Raw genomic sequence first — 22,406 nt, 5'->3', positions numbered from 1 at the left:
TGATTATACGCGATTTATAGGCAGCCTGAAAAATGTGGATAACCATGTGGAAAGGCGGGGGCTATGTTGTGTATGGGTAATGGTTTTTCAGGCTGCATCAATCAGTTAGCGGCATTAGGCGGCGTGTGGATAAATGCGCGCGCGATGGCGAGGCGCGTGTTGGCAGGGCGGGGCTATGTTAAAATGCGTTTCTTTTGATTAGCACGTTTCAGGCTGCCTTGGGCATCGCGGCGCAATAGGGTAGGGCAGCCTGAAAATGAGTGGAACAACGCATTATCCAAGGCAGCCTGAAATAGGGTTTTCAAGCTGCCCATCATCAAGGAATAACCATGCTAGACAACCTAACCAACCGATTCTCCAAAGTATTCAAAAATATACGCGGCAAAGCCACGCTCACCGAAGACAACATCAAAGAAGCCCTGCGCGAAGTGCGCCTTGCGCTGTTGGAAGCCGATGTAGCGTTGCCGATTGTGAAAGATTTTGTGAACCAAGTGAAAGAACGCGCTTTGGGACACGAGTTCTCCCACGATTTAACCCCCGACCAAGCCTTCTTTGGCATTGTGAACGAAGCCTTAACCGAGCTGATGGGCAAGGAAAACAGCGCGTTAAACCTAGCCGCCGCGCCGCCTGCCACCGTGTTGATGGCGGGCTTGCAAGGCGCGGGCAAAACAACCACCGTGGGCAAATTGTCGCGCTTGCTCAAAGAGCAGGATAAGAAAAAGAAAATCTTGCTGGTGTCGGCAGACGTGTATCGCCCCGCCGCGATTGAGCAGTTGAAGCTGTTGGCAGAGCAAGTGGGCGTGGATTTTTTCTCATCCGATGTGTCGCAAAAGCCTGTGGACATCGCCCTTGCCGCGCAGGATTACGCCAAAAAGCATTTTTATGACGTGCTGATGGTGGACACCGCAGGGCGTTTGGCGATTGACGAAGAAATGATGAACGAAATCAAAGCGATTCACGCGGCGGTGAACCCTGTGGAAACGCTGTTTGTGGTGGACGCGATGCTGGGGCAGGATGCGGTGAACACCGCGCAGGCGTTTAACAAAGCCTTGCCGCTCACGGGCGTGATTTTGACCAAAATGGATGGCGATTCGCGCGGCGGCGCGGCGTTGTCGGTGCGCCAAGTAACGGGCAAGCCGATTAAATTTTTGGGGATAGGCGAGAAAATCAACGGTTTAGAGCCGTTTTACCCCGACCGCGTGGCAGGGCGCATTTTGGGCATGGGCGACGTGGTTACGCTGATTGAAGACGTGCAAAAAGGCATTGATGAAGAAGTTGCCGCCGAAATGGCGAAAAAACTGCATCGCGGCAAAGGCTTTGATTTGAACGATTTTAAAGCGCAAATCCAGCAAATGCGCAATATGGGCGGCTTGGAAAGCCTGCTGTCTAAAATGCCGGGGGAATTGGGGCAGGCTGCCAAGCAAATCCCCGAAGGCACAGCAGAAAAAGCGATGGGGCACGTGGAGGCCATCATCAATTCCATGACCCCGAAAGAACGCGCCAACCCCGCCATTATCAAAGCCAGTCGCAAAAAACGCATCGCCGCAGGCGCGGGTACAACGGTGCAAGAAGTGAACAAAATGCTCAAACAGTTTGAGCAATCGCAGCAGATGATGAAGATGTTTAGCGGCAAGGGCTTGGGCAAATTGATGAAGCTGGCGGGCGGGATGAAGGGGATGTTCCCAAAGATGTAAACTAGCATCAAGGCAGCCTGAAAATGGATGAGTTCTGTTTTCAGGCTGCCTTTTGATATGGTACAAATCTAAACTACATGCTTAGTCTAGGAGAATTTTGTTGATTCTGAGCCATTTGATTATTTCTTTGTTGAGCCAATTCCTGTTCGGTATTTTGAATATTAAGCATACTTTGTTCCGCAGAAACCTTAACGGCATCATGTGCCATCACAGAAGCATAACGCAAATCAGGTTCATGGCTAAAAACAGAAACTTTCCATTTGTCATCAATGGTTAAACTTTCTACCTTAGACATACTGGCTTTAATAGCATTATTAGCAAGTGCCATAGAGATATTTTTGAAGTCGTTAGGTTCTGTTGCCGTAATATTATGCTTATTGCAATATTCTTTAAGTTTATCCTCATATTGTTGGAATAATTTTTCAGCACGCGGGGAGAGCGCAGGAGCGATATTCTCGCTTTTCTCTTGCTGCTGTTGTTGCGAATTAACGATTTCTTCTAATTCGTTTAAATGCAATAAGCTATTTTTTTCTTGGGGTATTCTGTTTTTCTTTATACTTTGTCGTATATCTGGCTTACTGCTACGGAAATCCTGATCAACATGCTTTAACTTGCTATTTTGAACAGCAATTATGATTTCTGCATCGGTTGCTGTATTAAAGTCTAAACCACTTTCTTTTTTTGCACGATCAATAATATTTGGAGTATTTTTCCGATGTTGTACCGCAGTACTCCAAACCATATCCTGAATAGCTTTACCCCGTGTAGAAAAATCATATCCACGTTCTTTGAGCCTTTGAAACTGTGGTGTGTAATGCTTTTCAATAATAAAATCATGCTGTGATTTGGCGAAAGCCACCACTGTATCTGTGGCTGCAAGCTCTTTCCATTTTGCATCAAAGGGAGGTGTTGCGGGTGTTAGTCCATTAAAATGACCATTATAGTTATTGGAATATTGAAGATATTCCTTCATGGTTCCTTTGTTGGTCTCTATTTGATACGTTCCATACGATTTCCCACCATTATCTCCTTTTCCTGGGGAAATGGTTCCAGGTCCGCTATTTCCAGATTCATATTGCTTAGATGTTTGACCTAGCTTCCATTTATCTAATTCAGCTTTTGCTTCTTCGTAAGTGTATTTTTTGCCTGCCATGATAGCCTCCAAAATTGTTTAAAATTAAAAGTAAGAAATAAGTTAAATGAATATCAGAATACTTAGCACCCCCATTCTGGTCGTTTGTATTGATAAAATTCAAATATGGTATAGAGAGGCGACATATAGGGTTCTTCAGTTAAATTTACTTCTACTTCAATATATATATAGGAATATTGTTTTCTTTTTCTGCAAGATAAAAATAGGAATAGCCCGAGCTTTTTTCACAATTTAATTTTGAGATTTTGTATGTTTTAAGATTCTCTCTTAGAATTTTAAAAGTGTCCTTGCTGGGTCGGTTGCTATGTATATTTATATAGGTTATAATATCATTATTACCGATAATACTAATTTCTACATCTTTCAATCTGATTAAGTTTAATGTTCCTGAAAAATCAAACCGAGGAAGTTCACTTTCCTTGCTAATATACTCCCATTTAACTCCTTTTACAGAGAGATATTTGTTTTTGGATAAGTTGAAACTGTTTCCATATTCCTTATTTGAGAATATGGATATAATTTGTTCTAGTGGATAATTGGTTTTGTTTTTAGCTATCGCCATCAAGGGCATGCTCATTAAGACAAGTGCACAGCTTAGTTTATGGAATTTCATAATAGCATCTTTCTTGAATTTTATTTAGAGAATAAGTTTCGCTATCAACTTTATCACGGTGCCTTAATAAAAGCAAATGCCTGATTTCTATCACAAACAATGTAGTAAAATGCAAGTCGTGCGGTCATATCTAGACTGAACTGGAATACAGGTTGCTAGCATTCCCCTTTTCAGGCAGCCTGAAACCTATACCAAGCCCCAAACCCCCAAAGGAAATTCCATGAGCGAAAGCAGCAGAAAAAAAAGCATCATCGCCACCATCGGCGGCATCTGCACCGCCATCGCAGGCACAACGATTTACCAAATTGCCGTGGACCAACTGGTTATCCGCCCTGGCCAGCAAGTGCTGACCAAGTTTTTAGCAGGGCAATATGAGCAACGCCTGCAAAGCGGCATGAGCATGGTGGGCAGCATGATTCAAAACAACCCCAACAGCATCGCCACCGCCGCCAACGAGTTGGCACAAGCCAATTTGCCACCCGCCGCCAGCAACATCCAACTGCAATGCCGCCCGCTGGAAGGCGAAGAAGCGTGCTTGCAGCGCAACACCGCCGAGCTCAAAGCCCAGCTTGGCTGGGAAAAACAGCAAGCGCGTTTAACCGCGCTGGATAACGCCTATTCCGCCTGCCGCGACCAAACCGCGCAAAACCCTGATATAGATTTATCCGCCCGCGAAGTGGTGTACGAAGCCAATATCCGCTGCCTGATGGCGGATGGCTACGGCAAAGAACTCGCCGCACTCGCGCAAAACGATGCCAACCTTGCCGCCATCATCGCGCAAGCCAAACAAGATTTAACCACCCCACCCGCCCAAGACAAGGAATAACCATGAAAACCATTTTGCTACTGGCAACCAGCCTGCTGCTTGCCGCCTGTTCTTCCACCGACAGCACAGCCCAAATTCAACGCGCGCGGCTGGAAAAAATCCGCCAAGATTGCACCAACTATTATTCAGGGCAAGACATGGCAACCGAAGGCAAGATTGCCAACTGCATCAACGCCCGCAAAGCCAGTATTCAGTTGTGATGCTGTTAGCCAATAAACCAAAGGCAGCCTGAAAACCGTTTACCCAGTTTCAGGCTGCCTTAATCCCATCAATCAATCATCCATCCCGCGCCCCGCCCGAAACGGCTTCGTGGTTTTCACTTCGCGCTCTTTCTTTTCCCCCAGCGCATACCAATCCACATGGCGCGTGCAATACATCACCGCAAACAGCGTGGCAAACAGCAAGCAAGAGCCCACCAGCAAGTTATATTCCTGCATCCGCAGCAGTACAAACATCGTGCCATACGCCAAACACAGCAGCCCCACCATCATGTTCACCCCGCGCCGATTTGCCAGCACAAACTGCAAATACCACCACAGCAGCCCAATACACGCCGCCGCGCCCAGCATATAAGCGGGCACAAAACCAATATGCTCCGCAAACGACAACAGCAGCAAATAAAACATCGACAACGCCGAGCCCACCAGCAAATACTGCATCGGATGAATGCGCCAATCCTGCAAAATCTCGCTTAAAAAGAACGCGCTAAACACCATAATCACCAACACCATGCCATATTTCATGCTGCGGATAATCATCTGATAATCCAGCGTATCCAGCAGCGCGCTGGAATGATAATAATCCCGCTGCACCGCCAAAGCATGAATAAACATCAACACAATAGAAAACACCACGCACAAGCCCAAAATGCTCCACAATTTATTCGCCATCATCAAACTCCGATGCAGCCCCGTGATAATCGTTTCAGGCTGCCTAAATTGAACACCCCGCCATCATGCGAAACACACATCAAAATATTGTGAACAAATTGTTAAGAATTTATGAAGATTGTGTTGTGCGATAAAATCCCCGTGTCCATAAACCCGTTAGGCAGCCTGAAAATCATGAACTCCACCTTTATCCCCCAAGACACCCTAGACGACTTCACCACCTATCAAATCAGCCACCCCATCACCATCTTCAACCAACCCATCGCCGACAACGAACCCGCCACGCTCACCATCCGCGCCAGCGAACTCGCCCCAAGGCAGCCTGAAATCCAAGCCTATCTCAACTGGCTTGTCGATTGCCGCGCCCCGCTCATCGCCTACTACAACGCCCAGCTTACCCACCCCAGCCAACCCCGCGCCGATGACGATTGGTACAACAGCCTAGAAATAGACACCGCCAACCAAACCATCATCGCCATGCGCTATTGCGGCTAATCCCATATAGGCAGCCTGAAACCCTTTCCACCGCCCCAAAACCACCATGCCCCACATCCTCATCCTAGAAGACGAAGCCGAAATTGCCGAAATCATCGCCATCAGTCTCGCCCGCGACCACCACACCAGCCACATTGCCCCCACCGCCCAAGCCGCCAGCCAACACCTTGCCCGCCAAGCCTGCGACCTGCTGCTGTTAGATGTAGGACTGCCCGACATCAACGGCTTTGATTACCTAAAAACACTCCGCACCCAGCATCCCCGCCTGCCCGTGATTATGCTCACCGCGCAAGACGAAGAAACCGACCGCATCCTAGGGCTAGAACTCGGCGCAGACGACTACATCGGCAAACCATTCAGCCCCCGCGAACTCAACGCCCGCATCAAAGCCCTGCTGCGCCGCAGCCAAAGGCAGCCTGAAAACGGATGGAACGAATTTCAGCACAGCCAAAACGATCGCAACGAATTTCAGCCCAACCCAAATCAACCCGCCCCCCAATGGCAAGACGACCCCCAAGCCCACTGCATCCGCCACCAAGGGCAAGCCCTACCGCTCACGCTGGGCGAATACCGCCTACTGCGCACACTAATCGCCCGCCCCCAGCGCGTGTACACCCGCGAAGAACTGCTCACCGCCATGTTCGGCAGCAACCACCCATCCGACCCCCACACCATCAACACCCACATCCGCGCCCTGCGCCAAAAACTCCGCGCCGCGCACATAGACCCCGCCTGCATACACACCCACCACGGCATCGGATACAGCTTCCAATGATAAAATACTTCAAAAACATCAGTCTACGCCTATTCTTCATCCTACTCGGCATCAGCACCCTGCTCACCGCCCAAGCATGGCTCAACCAAAGCCCCCGCATCCAATACCACATCGCCGCCACCCTAGTTTTACTCGTCAGCCTAGCCTACTGGCTCGCCCGCAGCATCAACCGCATCCGCCACTACGCCGAAGCCATGGCAGCCAACCGCCCCGCCCCCCAACCCCAATTTGGCGACAGCTATCTCCACCGCCTAGTTCACGCCATCGCCCACCTACGCAGCGAACTCAACCACCGCCAACACATAGAAAACTACATACTCGGGCTCACCCACGAACTCAAAACCCCACTCACCGCCCAAGCCGCCGCCCTAGAACTGCTGCAAGATGGCCCACTCACCCCCGAGCAACACCAACTCATCGCCCGTATCATCCGCAACACCCAAAACCAACACCAACTCATCGCCAAGCTATTAGAACTCGCCCGCCTAGAAAACAGCGACCACCTAACCATCCGCCAAGCCATCCCCCTAGCCACCCTGTGCCAACAAGCCATCCAAGACCACCAACCCACCGCCCAAGCCAAACAACTCACCCTACAACTCAATACCCCCGCCCAACCCATCCTACAAGGCGACCCCATACTCCTGCGCCAAGCCATCCACAACCTACTCGCCAACGCACTAGACTTCGCCACCCCACACACCACCATCCAACTCAACCTAACCCCCGCCGCCCTACACATCACCAACCAAGGCGACCCCATCCCCGACTACGCCCTAACCAAAATCCCACAACGCTTCTACTCCCTACCCCGCGCCAACGGCAGACGCAGCAGCGGGCTCGGGCTCAACTTCGTCGCCGAAATCATGCGCCTGCACGGCGGCCAATTCACACTACAAAACCAAGCCAACGGCGTATGCGCCAGTCTCATCTTCGCCAACGAAAACGCATAAGCCCACACAATAAGGCAGCCTGAAAACGGTTTTACCCCTTTTCAGGCTGCCTATTATCACAGCATTAATGCACGTCTTTCCAATACTCTTTCTTCAAGAAATACGACAACGGCAACAACACCGCCAGCAAGAATATCAACACAATATAGCCAATCTGCTTGCGCTGCACTTGGGCAGGTTCCGCCATATACGCCATAAAGTTGGTTAAATCACGGGCGTAGTTATCGTAGTCCGTGCTGATGAACTTGCCATCTTTGGTCATGCGCGTCAGCTTGCCTGCGCTTTCCCAATGCAAATCAGGCACCAGATTGCCATGCGCGTCTTTTTTCATCACGGGCTTGCCTTCGGCATCCAGTTTCACCGCCTGAATGCCTTGCTCGGCAGCCAAAACGTGCGGCATCGCGGCGTTGGGCAACACCGTGTTGTTCCAGCCTGTTGGGCGCGTTGGGTCTTTGTAGAAGCCGCGCAAATAGGCGTAGATGTAGTCATTGCCGCGCGAACGCGCAATCAGCGTTAAATCAGGCGGCACGGTGCCAAACCATTTTTTCGCATCATTAGGTTTCATGTGCGCCTGCATCACATCGCCCACTTTATCGGTAGTAAACATCAGATTGTTTTTGATTTGCTCTTCGGTTAAGCCGATGTCTTTCAAGCGGTTAAAGCGCATGGCGGCAGCGGAGTGGCAAGACAGGCAGTTGTTCACAAAAATTTGCGCGCCGCGCTGCAAGCTCACTTGGTCGCGTGGGTCAAGCTCAACGTGCGGGTAATGCCCGCCGCCCGATGCGCCAGCCATCATGGGGGCTGCCAACAAAAGGGCAGCAAATGTTTTTTTGAATGTTGATTTCATTTTCTCTACCCTTTAAACGTTGGTTGCAAACAGATACGCGCACAGCAAAGTGATGCCCGCGTAAACGAAGAACATGATTTTTTGCTTCGTTGTGCTCATGGTTACACGTTCTGGCACAGGTTTGTTTTTGTCCAGCTTGGTGTAGAACGGCATACCAATGAAGAATGCAAAGTAAATGATAGAGAAAATACGCGCCAACAGCGTGCGGCTTTCGGTTGCCACTTGTGCGCCCAAAATGCCCAAGCCGATGAATGCGATGATAAACAGCACCAGCGCGGTTTTGAAAATCGGCCCGCGATAGCGCACTGATTTCACTTCGCCACGGTCAAGCCAAGGCAGCAGCGCAATCAAAACCACCGCGCCGCCCATGCCGATTACGCCCCAAACTTGCGTGCCTGCAAACGATGGAATGGCGCGCAAAATCGCATAAAATGGCGTGAAATACCACACAGGCGCAATGTGTGCAGGCGTTACCAAGGGGTTGGCAGGGTCAAAGTTTGGTGCTTCCAAGAAATAGCCACCGCCTTCGGGCGCAAAGAACAACACGGAGCAGAACACGATTAAAAACACGGCAACGCCTAGGATGTCTTTAACGGTGTAGTAAGGATGGAATGGGATGCCATCCAGCGGGATGCCGTTTTCGTCTTTTAGTTTTTTGATTTCCACGCCATCGGGGTTGTTGGAGCCGACTTCGTGCAGCGCGATTAAGTGCGCCACCACCAAGCCAAGCAACACCAAAGGCACGGCAATCACGTGCAGCGCAAAGAAGCGGTTGAGCGTGGCATCGGATACGTTAAAGTCGCCGCGAATCCATGTGGACAAATCAGGACCAATCACAGGAATTGCGCTGAACAAGTTAATAATCACTTGCGCGCCCCAAAACGACATTTGCCCCCAAGGCAGCAAGTAGCCCATAAAGGCTTCTGCCATCAAGGCAAGGAAAATCAGCGAGCCAAATATCCACACCAGCTCGCGCGGTTTTTTGTATGAGCCGTAAATCAAGCCACGGAACATATGCAAATACACCACGATGAAAAAGAATGATGCGCCTGTGGAGTGCATATAGCGGATAATCCAGCCGCCTGACACATCGCGCATGATGTATTCCACCGCCGTGAAAGCTACGGGGAGATTGTAGGCGTTGGTGGTGCCGTCTGGCTTGAAGTTCATGGTTAGGAAGATGCCGCTGACGATTTGAATCACCAAAACGAGCAGGGCGAGTGAGCCGAAGTAGTACCAAAAGTTGAAGTTTTTGGGTGCGTAGTATTGCCCAACGTGGTCGTTCCAAAGTTTGGTTAATGGAAAACGCGCGTCCACCCAGTTGAGTAAGGCTTTGGTTTTGCTTGTTTGTTGGTTTGACATGATGTGCCCCTTTTAACTTTCGCCAATCAAAACGACGGTGTCGCTCATGTATTTATATGGCGGGATAACCAAATTGGTGGGTGCGGGCACGCCTGCATACACGCGCCCTGCAAGGTCAAATTTGGAACCGTGGCAAGGGCAGAAAAAGCCGCCTTTCCAGCTTCCGCCGCCCAAATCGGCTGCGCCCACATCGGGGCGGAATGTGGGCGAGCAGCCTAAATGCGTGCAAATGCCCACGGCAATCCAAAGATTGGGCTTGATGGAGCGCGTGGCGTTTTTGCAGTTTTCAGGCTGCTGTTCCGCATTGGATTTGGGGTCGGCTAATTGGCCATCCAACGATGGCAAATCTTTTACCTGCTGCTCGGTGCGGTTTAACACGAAAATCGGTTTGCCGCGCCATTCGGCGGTAATCATTTGCCCAGATTCAATTTTGCTGATGTCAAGTTCAACAGCAGCGCCTGCGGCTTTTGCCTTTTCAGACGGAAACCAGCTTGCCACAAGTGGTGTTGCCACCCCTGCGGCGGCAACTGCGCCTGCCCCAGCAGTGGCAAGCGATAGAAAGCGGCGGCGTCCTTGATTTATTTCTTTATTATCCATTTTTATTTCCAAGATTTAGGCGCATTGGGCAACGTGTAATGCGATGTTGCTTTTTGCGCTTGGAGTGTTAAAAAAGTGCTTTTAAACGTGGGGATTTTAACCGATTTTATGGCGGAGATTGAAGCGGTTTTTTAAGATAGGTTAAGATTTTGTGTTGATGCGGGTTTCAGGCTGCTTTTTGGGGTTGGCGATGATGAAATGGAATGGAATGTAGTTCAAAAGGAGTAGAGCAGGGCGGTTTAGCGGCGGGAGATGGCGTTTCAGGCTGCCTTGGCTTGTTTTCAAAGGCAGCCTGAAAACCGTTGCCCAATCTAGCTTGCTGCAAACACCATCCATCTCATCCCAAATCAGCGCAAGAACACGGCTTGCAAGCAAGCCGTAGCAGCGCGGGAGCGTTTTCAGGCTGCCTAATATCGCGCCCGCGTTTAGGCAGCCTGAAAATCCATTCAAGGTGATGTCCTAAAAATGATTAGGGTTGATAGCAAGCAGTATGGGTTAAAAATCCTGCAATCTGTTCCTTCTCCCGCTGGCGGGGGAAGGCTAGGATGGGGGTGGTTGATGGATTAGGCAGCCACCCCCACTCTAACAGCAGCGCAGTATGCTTTATTTAAGACACACGCCCATCCAACAAAAAAAACGCTTGGCACAACACCAAACGGTTTTTAACTTCGCCAACGCCATTTCGCTTTGTCAGGCTGCCTAAACCGCTTCGCTGACTTGCGGCTCGCGGCGCAGCAGGGTAATCAAATCGGCAAGGCGTTTTTTCATTTCGCGGCGGTCGATGATTTGGTCAATCGCGCCTTTTTCTAGCAAAAATTCGGCGCGTTGGAAGCCTTCGGGCAGTTTTTCGCGCACGGTTTGTTCAATCACGCGCGGGCCGGCAAAGCCAATCAGGGCTTTGGGTTCGGCAACCACAACGTCGCCCAAAAAGGCGAAGCTGGCGGATACGCCGCCCATGGTGGGATCGGTGAGCACGGAGATAAAGGGCAGCCCTTTTTCGTTGAGCAGGTGCAGCGATGCGCTGGTTTTGGTCATTTGCATCAGCGAGTTTAAGCCTTCTTGCATCCGCGCGCCGCCCGATGCGGCAACGCAAATAAAGGTGCAGTTATCGGCAACGGCGCGGCGCACGCCTTGCACAAACCGCTCGCCGACCACCGACCCCATTGAGCCGCCGATAAAGCGAAATTCAAACGCGGCAATCACCACGGGCAAGCCGTGTATTTGCCCGCGCATCACCACGATGGCATCGTCTTCGCCTGTGGTTTTTTTGGCGGCGGTTAGGCGGTCGGGATATTTTTTGCTGTCTTTGAATTTGAGAATGTCGGTGGGGCGGATGTTTGCGCCGATTTCTTCGCGGTTGGCTTCGTCTAGCAGCAGGTCTAGGCGTTCGCGGGCGGTTAGGGCTTCGTGGTGTCCGCATTTGGGGCAAACTTGGTGGTTTTGGCTCAGCTCGGTGGCGTATTGGGTTGCGCCGCAGGATGAGCATTTGCGCCATAAGCCTTCGGGCACGCCTGCTTTTTTGTCGTCATTTTTTTTGATTTTGGGCGGGAGAATTTTGTCTAGCCAGCTCATAATGTTGTCCTTGTGTTGGGGGTTTCAGGCTGCCTTGGGGGCTTGGGATAAGCGTGTACCTGTTTCAGGCTGCCTAATTCAATGTTGGGGATTTTAGATTGCTTGTACTAATTTGCGGGGCGCAATATAGCGGGTATTTTTGCGCTTGGCAAAGGGCAGCCTGAAAATAGGTTGAAACCGTTGCAAAACATAGAACACAACAAGAAACAGTAACATCCGTCATTTCCGCATAGGTGGGAATCTTGGTTGAACTCACGCAATGGATTATTTTTGCACACATTTTATGAATGTTTGGCAAGATTCCCGCCTGCGCGGGAATGACGGCATTTCTTAATTTTTAGCTTCGCAACTCCGCTTCGCTACGCAGGCTGCCGCTGGGGTTTGCAAGGGTTTCAGGTTGGAACATTTGGACTGCGCGATAAGGTTTCAGGCTGCCTAATTAGGCGGGTAAACAATGATGGCAGCCTGAAACGCTGTTTTGGCGTGTTGCAAAGCGTGCTGGCAAGCGCGGCGCAAGTCGCATCACCCATCACAAATTCTGCGCCAGCCAATTCCATGTGCGGCGCAGCACGCCCGCGTGTCTTTCAGGCTGCATGGTTTGTGCCACAGGCTCGCGCGCCATCGCTTCAAAATATTGCCAATCGCTCTCGTCAATCGTTGGTTTGAGCAGGAAATACACTTCGCCATGAATCGGAAAGCCCGATTCGTGCACCATGCGTGTGAGCATTTGCAATTCGCTTTGCGTCATGTCGCTGGCAAAATGGCTTTGCGGGTGCAACACAATGATGCACGGCTTGTCGTGCTTTGCCATGCCGCTTTTGGCAAGCGCGTTTTGGAAAATATCGGCGGCGACTTGCTCATCATCAATGGCAACGCGCGGATGCGAAAACGGGCAAGGCTTCATCACATCGTCCACCAAGCCGATGCGCAGCGTGGTGGGCATTTTGAAGCTGGCGCGGTTGTTAGACATATTGTGAATTTCAATAATGCCCGCCGACAGCGACACCAGCAGCACAGGAATATGCGTTTGAATAACAGTCATGCGTTGCTCCTAAAACGTGTAGCCCGTTTGCAATTCGTCATCGCCCACCAGTTGCAACAGCAGCGCATACAGCGGGGCAAGCTCTTCATAACGGCGCGATGTGCGGCGCAAATAGTTCAAAAAGCGTGGGATTTCGGGGCGATATTTATCCTTGCCATCGCGGTGATACAGCCGCGCAAAAATGCCCGCCACCTTCAAATGCCGCTGCACGCCCATCCATTCATACCATTTATAAAAGACATCAAACTGCGCGGGCACAGGCAAGCTCGCCGCGCGCGCCTTTTCCCAATAGCGAATGGTTAAATCCAGCGTAAACTCTTCATCCCATTCAATAAACGCATCGCGCAGCAGCGACACCAAGTCGTAAGTGATTGCGCCGTATAAAGCATCCTGAAAATCCAAAACCGCAGGGCGGTTGGGCGTGAGCATCAAATTGCGCACGATAAAATCCCGATGCACATACACCTTGGGCTGCGCTTCAATCGCGGGCAGCAGCGTGTCTATCGTTTGTTGCCATAAATGGCGTTGCGCAAAATTCAGGCTGCTGTTTAATTCTTTTGCCACAAACCATTCGGGAAACAAATTCATCTCGCGCAGCAAAATCTCGCGGCTGTATTCGGGCAACTGATTGGGCTGGCTGGATTTTTGCAGAATAATCAGCTCGTCAATCGCTTCCAGCAGCAAGGCTTTGTGCGCTGCGGGCGTGTTTTCTTGCTGCATCGCTTTCAAATATTGCACATCGCCCAAATCGTTTAACACGATAAAACCCAGCTCCAAATTTTTCGCCAACACAGTCGGTACATTCAGGCTGCTAAATAGCTCGCACACTTTCAGATAATTCGCCACGCTCTCGCGCATTTTTTCGGGCGGCGCGTCCATGCAAATCACCGTGCTGCCATCGGCAAAGGTGGCGCGAAAATAACGGCGAAAATCCGCATCGGCGGCAGCAAAGCTCAATTGAAAGGGCTGATGGGGATACACGCTGGCAAGCCAGTCTTTGAGCAGGGTTTCTCGTTGCATACTGTGAATTATTGGGTTTTCGGTTAAAATAGCCCATCATTTTAACTTTAAAACCGTTGCAAGGTGTGATTTTGTCTCGTTCATTTGTAAGCAAACCATTAGTCGCCATGCTGGGCATTGCCTTTTCGGGCAGCGCGTGGGCGGTGTCGGATACATGGCAGCCTGAAAAGCTAGGCTGGGTGTGCCGTGCGCCCAATACGCAAGCCAAAGGCGTTGCGCCCGCCCGTAAAACAGGGCTGCCCAAGCTGCCGCAAGATGTAACCCGCATTGAAGCAGATAAAGCCGCAGGGCAAACCAATGTGCGCCACCGCGCGCAAGGCGATGTGATTATTGAGCGCAACGATGAAACGCTGAATGCCGGTTGGGTGGACTACGACCAGCCCAACGAACACGTTTACGCGGGCGACCAATTCACGCTCACCCGCGCCGATGGGCAAACCGTGCAAGGCGATAAGCTGGACTACGACCTTGCCAAGCATTCGGGCAACGCCAACAACACCGAATTTGTTGCCGAGCAAAACAACAAACGGCTGCAAGGCGTGGCACGCAGCCTGAAAATGTATGACGACAACCACCACGCCGCGCAAGAAGTCAAATTCAACACCTGCGAAACAGGCGATACATCGTGGTACATCCAAGCCCAAGAGCTGACCACTAACCGCGAAACAGGCATCGGCGTGGCAAAAAAAGCCAAGCTGGTGTTTGCAGGCGTGCCAATTTTGTACACGCCGTGGGTGGATTTTCCGATTAACGGCAACCGCAAAAGCGGCTTGCTTGTGCCCACCATGTCGGCAGGTTCGGATGGCGTATCCATTGATTTGCCGTATTACTTCAACCTTGCGCCCAATTATGATGCCACGCTCACCCCTGGGTACATCGGCTCGCGTGGCGCACGCATCGGCGGCGAGTTTCGCTATTTGCAGCCCAAATACACAGGCAGCGTAAACGTTAAATATATGCCGCGCGACCACAAACGCGGCTTAAACAATCGCACCGCGTTTAGCCTGAAACACAACCACGTGTTCACATCCAAGCTATCGGGCGGCGTGGATTTTAACCAAGTGTCCGATGATGATTACTACCGCGATTTTGCAGGGCGCAACGAGTTAGCCGAAAGCACCAATCTAAACCGAAAAGCGTGGCTCAACTACCATCAAGACTTATTTGGTGCGCCGTTAAACGTGGAATTGATGGCACAGAAATACCAAATTCTCAATGATTCCAACGGCAACAAAAACCCCGTGTATTCCATCTTGCCGCGTCTATCCGCAAGCTGGGCAAAAAATCTCAACCAACACGCTGAGCTGGATGTGAAAACGCAGTTCACACGCTTTTATCACAAAGATATGCAAAGCGGCAGCCGCGCGGTGGCGTATCCCAGCATCAACTGGGATTTCCACAACGCATGGGGCTATGTGCGCCCCAAAGTGGGCGTGCACGCTACGCGCTATTGGCTGGAAAAATTTGGCAGCCTGAAATCGCGCAACACATCGCGCATCTTGCCGATTGTGAACGTGGACAGCGGCATCACGCTGGAACGCCAAGCCAATTTGTTTGGCAACAGCTTTGTGCAAACCGTTGAACCGCGCTTGTTCTACAACTACACCCCATCCAAATCGCAAAATGATTTGCCCAATTTTGACTCATCGCTCAACGATTTTAGCTACGACCAACTGTTCCGCGAAAACATCTATTCGGGCAACGACCGCATCAATGCCAACAACAGCCTAGCCGCAGGCTTGCAAACCCGTTTTCTTAACCCCAACACAGGCTACGAATACTTCCGCGCAGGCATCGGCGAAAAATACCATTTCACCCGCGATGAAGTGGCCCTTTCAGGCAGCCTGAATCAAAACGAGCGCAAAAACGGCGACATCGTTGCCTTTGCCAGCGGGCAAGTTGCCCCCAGCTGGTTTGCCGACAGCAACTGGCATTGGAGTGCCGACAACAAAGCCACCCAACGCTATGACCTAGGCATTCGCTACAACCCCGAAGCAGGCAAAGTGTTGAGCGCACGCTTTAAATACGGGCGCAACGAAGAAATCTATTCAGGCTTTTACGACAAACTGCGCCACATAGACCTTGCCGCGCAATGGCCCATCAACAACAACCTATACGCCGTGGGGCGGCTCAATTACAGCACATCGCCCCGCGCCATTTTGGAACAAACCGCAGGGCTGGAATACAAAAACCCCTGCGGCTGTTGGAGCGCGAGCTTCGTTGCCCAACGCTATGTAACCGAATGGCAGCCCGCGCAAGATAAATACAAATACAAAACCGCTTTCTTTTTCACGCTGCAACTCAAAGACATAAGCAACGCAGGCACCAACGCCCAAGAGCAACTGCGCCTAGGCATCCCTGGCTACACCAAAACCAACGAGGTAAACAAATGATGAACCGCAAAATCGTCCCCCTAATCCTAGCAACCACACTCGGCATCGCTTTTCAGGCTGCCCATGCCGACACCATCAAGCCGCTGAACCGCATTGCGATGGAAGTCAATTCCAGCGTGGTTACTTATGGCGACATTGAACGCACCATCCGCGAGCTTAAATCGCGCAACGCAGGGCAAAACATCCCCGAAGAGCAGTTTGTTCAGGCTGCCAAGCAACGCCTATTGGAACGCGCCTTGATTGCCGATGCCGCCCGCCAACAGCAGCTTAAAGCCACCGACAGCGGCATAGACGAAGAGCTCAAACGCCGCGCTGCTTTGGAGCACACCACGGTAGAAAACCTATACAAAAAAGCCCAAACCAACGGCTACACGCGCGAAGCCTACCGCCTAGAAGTCGCCAAAGACGTGCTGGCGGATTATCTGCTCAGCGATTTGAACAACAATGTGAACATCAACGATGCGCAAATCAACGAAGCACTAAAAAGCGGCGCAGCCCTGCCCCAAGGCGCACCTTACACCGTGTACACCATCCGCCGCATCATCTTGCAAGCGGGTAGCCAAGCCAACATGAGCGCGGTAGAAAATCGGATGCAGCAAATCGCCCAAGCCATCCAGCAAGGCAGCGATTTTGCCGCCATCGCCAAACGCTATTCGCAAGAAGCCGAAGCGGTGAACGGCGGTTTGCACGAAGTAAGCGACGATATGCTGCCTGAAAACGTAGAAAAACTGATTCACCAAATGCAGCCCAACCAAATCACCGCGCCGCAGCGCGTGGGCACAAGCTGGCAGATTATCCAACTGGTATCCAGCCGCACCGAAAACGACCCCGCCAAAATGCAACGCGAAGCCGTGCGCCGCCAATTGGTGCAGCGAGCCCGCCAAGCCAACCAAGCGCAATTTGTGCAACAGCTACAACAAAACGCCGTGGTGCGCGAGTATTAAGCCCATGCAAAGGCAGCCTGAAAGTGGATTTTTAGGCTGCCTAAAATATGTGGTTTGCGGGCAGAGTAGAGTAGGGCAGGGCAGGGCGAAGCAGCGTAAGGCAGCCTGAAAACGTTGGTAAATCCAATTGCCCCGCATGGAGCGTCGGCGGCTCGCCGATGTTGCTAATCAACCCAACCATGTTGAATACAGGTTCTAACTATTTGGCGACGAGCCGTCGCCGCTCCATTTTAGATTTCAGGCTGCCTAAAATGATGATTGCGCCATCCAAAAGGCAGCCTGAAAACCATCCGCAGCCTAATCCTATTTTCAGGCTGCCCCCTTTCCCACCATCCCATCCCAAAGGACAAAACATGAAACTGCTCATCATCGGCAACGGCGGGCGCGAACACGCGCTGGCGTGGAAGCTAGCCCAATCGCCCAAAGTCTCCGCCGTTTACGTTGCCACAGGCAATGCAGGCACAGCCGCCGAGCCGAAAGTGCACAATCTCGCGCTCACCGCCCATGCCGATTTGATTGCCTTTTGCCAACGCGAAAACATCGCTTTCACCGTAGTCGGGCCCGAAGCCCCGCTTGCCGCAGGCATGGTGGACGATTTCCGCGCCGCAGGGCTGCCTATTTTCGGCCCCACCCGCGCCGCCGCCCAGCTAGAAAGCTCCAAAGATTTCGCCAAAGCCTTTATGCGGCGGCACGGCATCCCCACCGCGCAATACCAAACCTTTGCCAACGCCCAAGCCGCGCACGATTATGTGAACCAAAAAGGCGCGCCCATCGTCATCAAAGCCGATGGGCTGGCAGCGGGCAAAGGTGTCATCGTTGCCATGACGCTAAACGAAGCCCACGCCGCCATTGACGATATGCTGCTGGGCAACAAAATGGGCGACGCGGGCGCGCGCGTGGTGATTGAAGACTTTTTGCAGGGCGAAGAAGCCAGCTTTATCGTGATGTCCGATGGCGATAATGTGCTGCCGATGGCAGCCAGCCAAGACCACAAACGCCTGCTGGACGGCGACCAAGGCTTGAACACAGGCGGCATGGGCGCATACAGCCCCGCACCCGTGGTGAGCGAAGCCGTGTATCAGCGCGTGATGGACGAAATCATCCTGCCCACCATCCGCGGCATGAAAGCAGATGGCATTGAATTTACAGGATTTTTATACGCAGGCTTGATGATAGATGCGGCAGGCGCACCACGCACGATAGAGTTTAACTGCCGCTTCGGCGACCCCGAAACGCAACCGATTATGAGCCGCTTGGACAGCGATTTGGTGGATTTGATTGAAGCTGCGTTGCAGCGCAAACTGGACAGCGCAAGCGCGCAATGGAAGCCGCAAACCGCCGTGGGCGTGGTGCTGGCGGCGCAAAATTATCCCGACACGCCGAAAAAAGGCGACATCATCCACGGCATAGACGCGGCGAACGCAATCGGCAAAGTGTTCCATGCAGGCACGGCGGTAAACGAGCGCGGCGAAATCATCACCAACGGCGGGCGCGTGCTGTGCGTGGTGGGCTTGGGCGACGATGTTGCCACCGCCAAACAGCAGGCGTATCGCGCGTTGGCGGAGATAGAATTTGATGGGATGCAGTATCGGACGGATATTGCGGATAAGGCGATGGGGCGGTGATGGGGCGGTGATGGGGTTTCAGGCTGCCTTTGGCGCGGGAATGCAAAGGCAGCCTGAAAAGCTAAAATGGAGCGGCGGCGGCTCGTCGCCAACACTTAGAACCTGTATTCACTATTTCCATAGACATCTTTTATGCCCTAAAAACGTGGCTACTGCGTTAAAAATGCTCGCAAGGTGTCCAACCTTGCTGCGCTTTTTGCCTTGTATCCGCGCTTTTATTTCATAAAATCTGCCTATGGAAATAGTGAATACAGGTTCTTACTAAACATAGCATTACTGGTTTACTAAGATGTCGGCGAGCTGCCGATGTTCCATCGGTTACAGGTTTGGCAAAGGTTTCAGCTTGAAAAGCCAAATTCATCTGCACATTAAAGGCAGCCTGAAAACGTATTTTGAAATGTGGTTTTAGCTTCACTAAAAATCGCTTTGCTCGTTTTCAGGCTGCCTATGCGGATGTATGGGGGTGCGTGAAAATGGATGAGGGTAGGCAGTCTGAAACCTTTGCCAAACCTAAAACCGCTACAAGAAATAGTAAATTCTCCGCCATGACCGCGTAGGCGGGAATCTTGGTATAGTTTGTGCAATGAATTGTTTTTACGAAAATTTATGAATATCAAACAAGATTCTCACCTACGCGGGAATGACGGAATTTCTTATTTTTCGGCATAAGGGACAAATTTACTGCTAAATCCAAGAACATAGCCGCTTGATACCGAAACGGCGGCCAAAGTAGGTGGTGTCCATGATGACGTTGGCGCGGGCGGGAGCGGCAAACTGCGCCTGCGTCTGGGTTTTTTTGAGATGGCGCAGGATGGTTTGGCGGCTGCAGCCGTAGGTGGCGGCAAGTTGGGCGGCGGTTTGTTTGCCTGTGGTGTAGGTCTGCCATAGGGATTGGGGATTGAGCCGTTTGCCGCTGTCAGATCGCCTGCCGCACTCTCGGCATTTGTAGCGTTGTTTGCCGTTTTGCCAGCCGTTCTTTTTGACCCGTTTTAAGCCGCAGAAAAAGCATTTTTTGTGTTCAAAGCCTTTGAACCTCTTTAAAGCCTTATAGGATAAGGCTTAACAAAGAATTCCAGCACCTTTTTTGTTACTTACGCCGATTTAGCAGTAAATTTGTCCCTTATGCCTATCAGCAAATAATTGTGTGTAACCTAGGGCGTGTTACTAATCAACACACCCTAGTATTTTTGCCACGCAGCCCTGCTCTTTCACGCATACCGATAAAACTCCCCAGCCCCCAGCGGCTCACGCCCCAGCAGCCGCGCAAAATCCCCCGTATCCGCCACCGAGCCTTGCGCCAGCAATTTCAGGCTGCCTTGTGACAGAAAACCGTTGCTCAAAATATTCGTCAGCGGCAGTGCGGGGCGCAGCAGCCCCATGGGCAACGCCCAAACCGCAGGTGCGGCGCGGTGGTGCAGCGTTTGTCGCAAAATTGCCAAATATTCCGCCAGCGTGGTTTTCAGGCTGCCTGCCATGTTTACCACCGCGCCATGCGGCAACGGTTGTTCCGCCATAGCGGCCAAACCTTGCGCCACATCATTGGCGTGCACAGGCTGCACATCAAAACGCCCGCCCGCAGGCAGCACCAACACAGGCAATCGTGCCAGCTTAATAAACAGCTCGCAACTCGCGCCGCCGCGCCCAAACACCACACTCGGGCGGGCAATGTTCACCCGCAAGCTGCTCGCGCACACCGCCGCATCGCCGTGCCCTTTGCTGCCGACAAACGCCACATCGTGCGCCGCGTCCGCGCCCAATGCTGAAAGCTGCACCCACGTTTGCACGCCCACCGCCCGCGCCAGATGCGCGAGCTGTTGCGGCGCGTGATGATGCACCTGCTCCAACACGGCGGCATGGCGGCTCATCACGCCGATGCAGTTCACCACGCAATCTTGCCCGTGCAACAGGCGTTGCGCTGCGTCCAAATCCAGCCGCATCAAGTCCAGCTCGGCGTGCGATGGCGTGGTTACGCTGTGCTGCCGTTCGCGCAGGATTTTGGCTACGCGGCTGCCGATAAAGCCGCTGCCGCCGAGAATTAGAATGTTCATGTGTTGCTCCTTGTTTTGTTGATTGATTGGGCGGTTGGGTTAGGGCGGCTTTTTGCGAACTCCAAAGGCAGCCTGAAACCTTTGTCCAATCTGTACCCAATGGCGCATCGGCGGCTTGCCGACATCTTGGTAAATCAGTAATGCGATGTGTAATTATTAAGTGTTGGCGGCGAGCCGCCGCTCCATTTTAGATTTCAGGCTGCCTTGGCAGTGCAAACGCGCCCACAATCAATGCGCTGCCGATGCAGGTCAGCATCGCCACCGCTGTGGTTGCTTGCAGCGCAAACGGCTCTCTTGTGCCGTTGTGATACATAAAAATATCTTGCAGCAGCCCGCATACTGCGCCCACCCACCACAGCACATGGGCGAAGCCGCGCAGGTTGCGGTAGGGCTTAGAACCTGTATTCACTATTTCCATAAGCATCTTTAATGCCCTAAAAACGCGGATACTGCGTTAAAAATGCGCGCAAGGTGTCCAACCTTACTGCGCTTTTTGCCTTGTATCCGCGCTTTTATTTCATAAAATCTGCCTATGGAAATAGTGAATACAGGTTCTAAAATGTAGCCCTAGAAAAGGCGTTGTTGGGTGCGGGTGAGTGTGAAGCCGTGTTTATCGGTGTTTTGGCAGGTGATGCCGTGAGACAGGCTGGTGCATTGCCAGTTTTTTCTGCGCTGGGTTGCGCCGTTTGCCAGCAGGGTTGAGCTGAGCGTGGTGAGTTTGTCGTTGACGCAAAAGGCGCGGGCTTCGCCACGGTCGTCTAAGGCAAAGCGGTAGCCCCAATCGTCGCCGTTGCCGCAGGCTTCGGGGCGGGCTATGGGTGGCTGAATGTTGTCTTGGCGTTGGTAGATTTCGCAGACGATGCCGCTGCTGTATTGCGAATAGCCGCCGCATTGGATATTGCCGTTGTCGCTGCTGAACCAGATGTCGGGGTGGATAACTAGGGCGTGCGCGGGGGCGAGTGGATGATGAGTAGGAGTGCGGTGATTTTGGGGACGGGTTTCATGGGAATACTTTTTTGATTGATTGGGGGAATGAACTTTAGCTTCGCAACTCCGCTTCGCTACGCAGGCTGCCTTTGATGATTCAAGGCAGCCTGAAACGTTTATTTTTGCGCTGGGGCGCATTCGGTATCTTGGCAATAGTGGGTGGTGGCTTGCAGCGTGCCATCGGCGGCGTAGCTTTGGGCGATGCCGTGTTTTTTGCCGTTTTGGTAGGCGGTGGTGGTTTTCAGGCTGCCGTTGGAGTAGTAGGTTTTGCTGATGCCTTGTTCGCGCCCTTGGGCATCGCGTTGGCTTTCGCTGGCTAGGTTGCCTGAATTGAGCCAGTAGCTGCGGCAGGTTTGCCCGCCGTCTGGGCGGGGGCCGCATTGGGCGGTGGACGCTTTGTCTATCGGTGGGTTGTCTATGGTGGTGTCCACGCAGGAGATGGGGCGGGGGTCGGCAAGGGCGGAGCTGGCGATTAGGGCGAGCGTGGCGATTAGGACTAGGGGTTTCATGGAGTTCTCGGTGGAATAAATGGAGATGTAGAGCAAGGTTGCCCCTGCTCTACTGGGTTAC

Annotated in this window: 27 protein-coding genes; 10 read left to right on the top strand and 17 right to left on the bottom strand. The window is 52.1% G+C overall.

The features are described from left to right. Nucleotides 1–173: 173 nt before the first annotated feature. Complete coding sequence (locus Q4A85_RS05185; RefSeq protein ID WP_303108244.1) at nt 174–317, bottom strand: hypothetical protein; 144 nt, start codon at nt 315–317, stop codon at nt 174–176. A 12-nt stretch (nt 318–329) separates the two neighbouring features. Between Q4A85_RS05185 and ffh the strand changes: the two genes are divergently transcribed. Then, nucleotides 330–1,694, top strand: coding sequence for a signal recognition particle protein (ffh, locus tag Q4A85_RS05180; protein WP_303108242.1), 1,365 nt, complete (start codon nt 330–332; stop codon nt 1,692–1,694). Between the two features lie 73 nt (nt 1,695–1,767). On the opposite strand, the gene Q4A85_RS05175 is transcribed toward ffh, so the two are convergent. Further along, the gene (locus Q4A85_RS05175; RefSeq protein WP_303108240.1) at nt 1,768–2,847 is read right to left on the bottom strand and encodes a hypothetical protein; all 1,080 of its coding nucleotides are present in this window, start codon (nt 2,845–2,847) and stop codon (nt 1,768–1,770) included. A gap of 151 nt (nt 2,848–2,998) precedes the next feature. Continuing rightward, entirely contained in the window at nt 2,999–3,460 is a 462-nt protein-coding gene (locus Q4A85_RS05170; protein WP_303108238.1) for a hypothetical protein, read from the bottom strand. Between the two features lie 220 nt (nt 3,461–3,680). On the opposite strand from Q4A85_RS05170, the gene Q4A85_RS05165 reads away from it, so the two are divergent. Together Q4A85_RS05165 and Q4A85_RS05160 are read left to right on the top strand one after the other, a co-directional pair. Beyond that, nucleotides 3,681–4,286 carry a hypothetical protein gene (locus tag Q4A85_RS05165; RefSeq protein WP_303108236.1) on the top strand — a complete coding sequence of 202 codons (606 nt, stop codon included), beginning with the start codon at nt 3,681–3,683 and terminating at the stop codon, nt 4,284–4,286. 2 nt (nt 4,287–4,288) lie between these two features. Further along, complete coding sequence (locus tag Q4A85_RS05160; RefSeq protein ID WP_303108234.1) at nt 4,289–4,486, top strand: hypothetical protein; 198 nt, start codon at nt 4,289–4,291, stop codon at nt 4,484–4,486. Nucleotides 4,487–4,558: 72 nt separating this feature from the next. Here the strand turns inward: Q4A85_RS05160 and Q4A85_RS05155 are convergent, their stop codons facing one another. Further along, nucleotides 4,559–5,179 carry an inner membrane CreD family protein gene (locus Q4A85_RS05155; protein WP_303108232.1) on the bottom strand — a complete coding sequence of 207 codons (621 nt, stop codon included), beginning with the start codon at nt 5,177–5,179 and terminating at the stop codon, nt 4,559–4,561. Between the two features lie 138 nt (nt 5,180–5,317). Between Q4A85_RS05155 and Q4A85_RS05150 the strand changes: the two genes are divergently transcribed. Genes Q4A85_RS05150 through Q4A85_RS05140 form a run of 3 tightly spaced genes read left to right on the top strand, consistent with a single transcriptional unit; the run spans nt 5,318 to nt 7,399 of the window. Then, a complete protein-coding gene (locus tag Q4A85_RS05150; protein ID WP_303108230.1) occupies nt 5,318–5,671 on the top strand; it encodes a hypothetical protein in 354 nt (117 codons plus the stop codon). Nucleotides 5,672–5,717: 46 nt separating this feature from the next. Continuing rightward, nucleotides 5,718–6,446: a response regulator gene (locus Q4A85_RS05145; protein ID WP_303108228.1), complete on the top strand. Its 729-nt coding sequence runs from the start codon at nt 5,718–5,720 to the stop codon at nt 6,444–6,446. Continuing rightward, complete coding sequence (locus Q4A85_RS05140; protein ID WP_303108226.1) at nt 6,443–7,399, top strand: histidine kinase dimerization/phospho-acceptor domain-containing protein; 957 nt, start codon at nt 6,443–6,445, stop codon at nt 7,397–7,399. Before Q4A85_RS05145 ends, Q4A85_RS05140 begins: the two co-directional genes overlap by 4 nt. A gap of 64 nt (nt 7,400–7,463) precedes the next feature. On the opposite strand, the gene Q4A85_RS05135 is transcribed toward Q4A85_RS05140, so the two are convergent. From Q4A85_RS05135 to amgK, 8 genes are all read right to left on the bottom strand, one after another. After that, on the bottom strand, nt 7,464–8,246 hold the full coding sequence (locus tag Q4A85_RS05135; protein WP_303108224.1) for a cytochrome c1: 783 nt from the start codon (nt 8,244–8,246) through the stop codon (nt 7,464–7,466). 12 nt (nt 8,247–8,258) lie between these two features. Continuing rightward, the gene (locus Q4A85_RS05130; protein ID WP_303108222.1) at nt 8,259–9,608 is read right to left on the bottom strand and encodes a cytochrome bc complex cytochrome b subunit; all 1,350 of its coding nucleotides are present in this window, start codon (nt 9,606–9,608) and stop codon (nt 8,259–8,261) included. Nucleotides 9,609–9,620: 12 nt separating this feature from the next. Next, nucleotides 9,621–10,205, bottom strand: a complete 585-nt coding sequence (gene petA, locus Q4A85_RS05125) for a ubiquinol-cytochrome c reductase iron-sulfur subunit (RefSeq protein WP_303108220.1) — start codon at nt 10,203–10,205, stop codon at nt 9,621–9,623. A 141-nt stretch (nt 10,206–10,346) separates the two neighbouring features. Then, entirely contained in the window at nt 10,347–10,655 is a 309-nt protein-coding gene (locus Q4A85_RS05120; RefSeq protein WP_303108218.1) for a hypothetical protein, read from the bottom strand. A gap of 249 nt (nt 10,656–10,904) precedes the next feature. Further along, nucleotides 10,905–11,777, bottom strand: coding sequence for an acetyl-CoA carboxylase, carboxyltransferase subunit beta (gene accD / locus Q4A85_RS05115; RefSeq protein ID WP_303108216.1), 873 nt, complete (start codon nt 11,775–11,777; stop codon nt 10,905–10,907). A gap of 392 nt (nt 11,778–12,169) precedes the next feature. Then, nucleotides 12,170–12,334 carry a hypothetical protein gene (locus Q4A85_RS05110; RefSeq protein ID WP_303108215.1) on the bottom strand — a complete coding sequence of 55 codons (165 nt, stop codon included), beginning with the start codon at nt 12,332–12,334 and terminating at the stop codon, nt 12,170–12,172. Continuing rightward, on the bottom strand, nt 12,307–12,819 hold the full coding sequence (locus Q4A85_RS05105; RefSeq protein ID WP_303108213.1) for a hypothetical protein: 513 nt from the start codon (nt 12,817–12,819) through the stop codon (nt 12,307–12,309). The genes Q4A85_RS05110 and Q4A85_RS05105 overlap by 28 nt, the downstream gene beginning before the upstream one ends. Before the next feature lie 9 nt (nt 12,820–12,828). Next, nucleotides 12,829–13,839 carry an N-acetylmuramate/N-acetylglucosamine kinase AmgK gene (amgK, locus tag Q4A85_RS05100; RefSeq protein WP_303108211.1) on the bottom strand — a complete coding sequence of 337 codons (1,011 nt, stop codon included), beginning with the start codon at nt 13,837–13,839 and terminating at the stop codon, nt 12,829–12,831. A 71-nt stretch (nt 13,840–13,910) separates the two neighbouring features. Here amgK and Q4A85_RS05095 point away from each other — a divergent pair, with 71 nt between their 5' ends. Next, on the top strand, nt 13,911–16,232 hold the full coding sequence (locus Q4A85_RS05095) for an LPS-assembly protein LptD (protein WP_368500183.1): 2,322 nt from the start codon (nt 13,911–13,913) through the stop codon (nt 16,230–16,232). After that, nucleotides 16,229–17,176, top strand: coding sequence for a peptidylprolyl isomerase (locus Q4A85_RS05090; protein WP_303108209.1), 948 nt, complete (start codon nt 16,229–16,231; stop codon nt 17,174–17,176). The genes Q4A85_RS05095 and Q4A85_RS05090 overlap by 4 nt, the downstream gene beginning before the upstream one ends. Here Q4A85_RS05090 and Q4A85_RS05085 read toward each other — a convergent pair. Continuing rightward, nucleotides 17,144–17,314 (bottom strand): hypothetical protein, encoded by a 171-nt coding sequence (locus tag Q4A85_RS05085; protein ID WP_303108207.1) that lies wholly within the window; start codon nt 17,312–17,314, stop codon nt 17,144–17,146. The genes Q4A85_RS05090 and Q4A85_RS05085 overlap by 33 nt on opposite strands. Nucleotides 17,315–17,529: 215 nt before the next feature. Between Q4A85_RS05085 and purD the strand changes: the two genes are divergently transcribed. Both purD and Q4A85_RS05075 read left to right on the top strand, forming a co-directional pair. Beyond that, nucleotides 17,530–18,801, top strand: coding sequence for a phosphoribosylamine--glycine ligase (gene purD, locus Q4A85_RS05080; RefSeq protein ID WP_303108270.1), 1,272 nt, complete (start codon nt 17,530–17,532; stop codon nt 18,799–18,801). Nucleotides 18,802–19,193: 392 nt separating this feature from the next. Further along, nucleotides 19,194–19,358, top strand: a complete 165-nt coding sequence (locus Q4A85_RS05075) for a hypothetical protein (protein WP_303108206.1) — start codon at nt 19,194–19,196, stop codon at nt 19,356–19,358. 651 nt (nt 19,359–20,009) lie between these two features. Here the strand turns inward: Q4A85_RS05075 and Q4A85_RS05070 are convergent. The 4 genes from Q4A85_RS05070 to Q4A85_RS05055 form a co-directional block, all read right to left on the bottom strand. Continuing rightward, a complete protein-coding gene (locus Q4A85_RS05070; RefSeq protein ID WP_303108204.1) occupies nt 20,010–20,849 on the bottom strand; it encodes an NAD-dependent epimerase/dehydratase family protein in 840 nt (279 codons plus the stop codon). Between the two features lie 187 nt (nt 20,850–21,036). Then, nucleotides 21,037–21,267, bottom strand: coding sequence for a hypothetical protein (locus Q4A85_RS05065; RefSeq protein WP_303108202.1), 231 nt, complete (start codon nt 21,265–21,267; stop codon nt 21,037–21,039). Nucleotides 21,268–21,416: 149 nt separating this feature from the next. Beyond that, nucleotides 21,417–21,974 (bottom strand): DUF6636 domain-containing protein, encoded by a 558-nt coding sequence (locus Q4A85_RS05060; RefSeq protein WP_303108200.1) that lies wholly within the window; start codon nt 21,972–21,974, stop codon nt 21,417–21,419. After that, nucleotides 21,953–22,381, bottom strand: a complete 429-nt coding sequence (locus Q4A85_RS05055) for a toxin-antitoxin system YwqK family antitoxin (protein WP_303108198.1) — start codon at nt 22,379–22,381, stop codon at nt 21,953–21,955. The genes Q4A85_RS05060 and Q4A85_RS05055 overlap by 22 nt, the downstream gene beginning before the upstream one ends. Nucleotides 22,382–22,406: the final 25 nt, after the last annotated feature.

The organism is Kingella sp. (in: b-proteobacteria), from assembly GCF_030527935.1.
Classification (GTDB): domain Bacteria; phylum Pseudomonadota; class Gammaproteobacteria; order Burkholderiales; family Neisseriaceae; genus Kingella_B.
The sequence above is the reverse complement of the archived record's forward strand: the minus strand, read 5'-3'. Positions and strand labels throughout refer to the sequence as shown.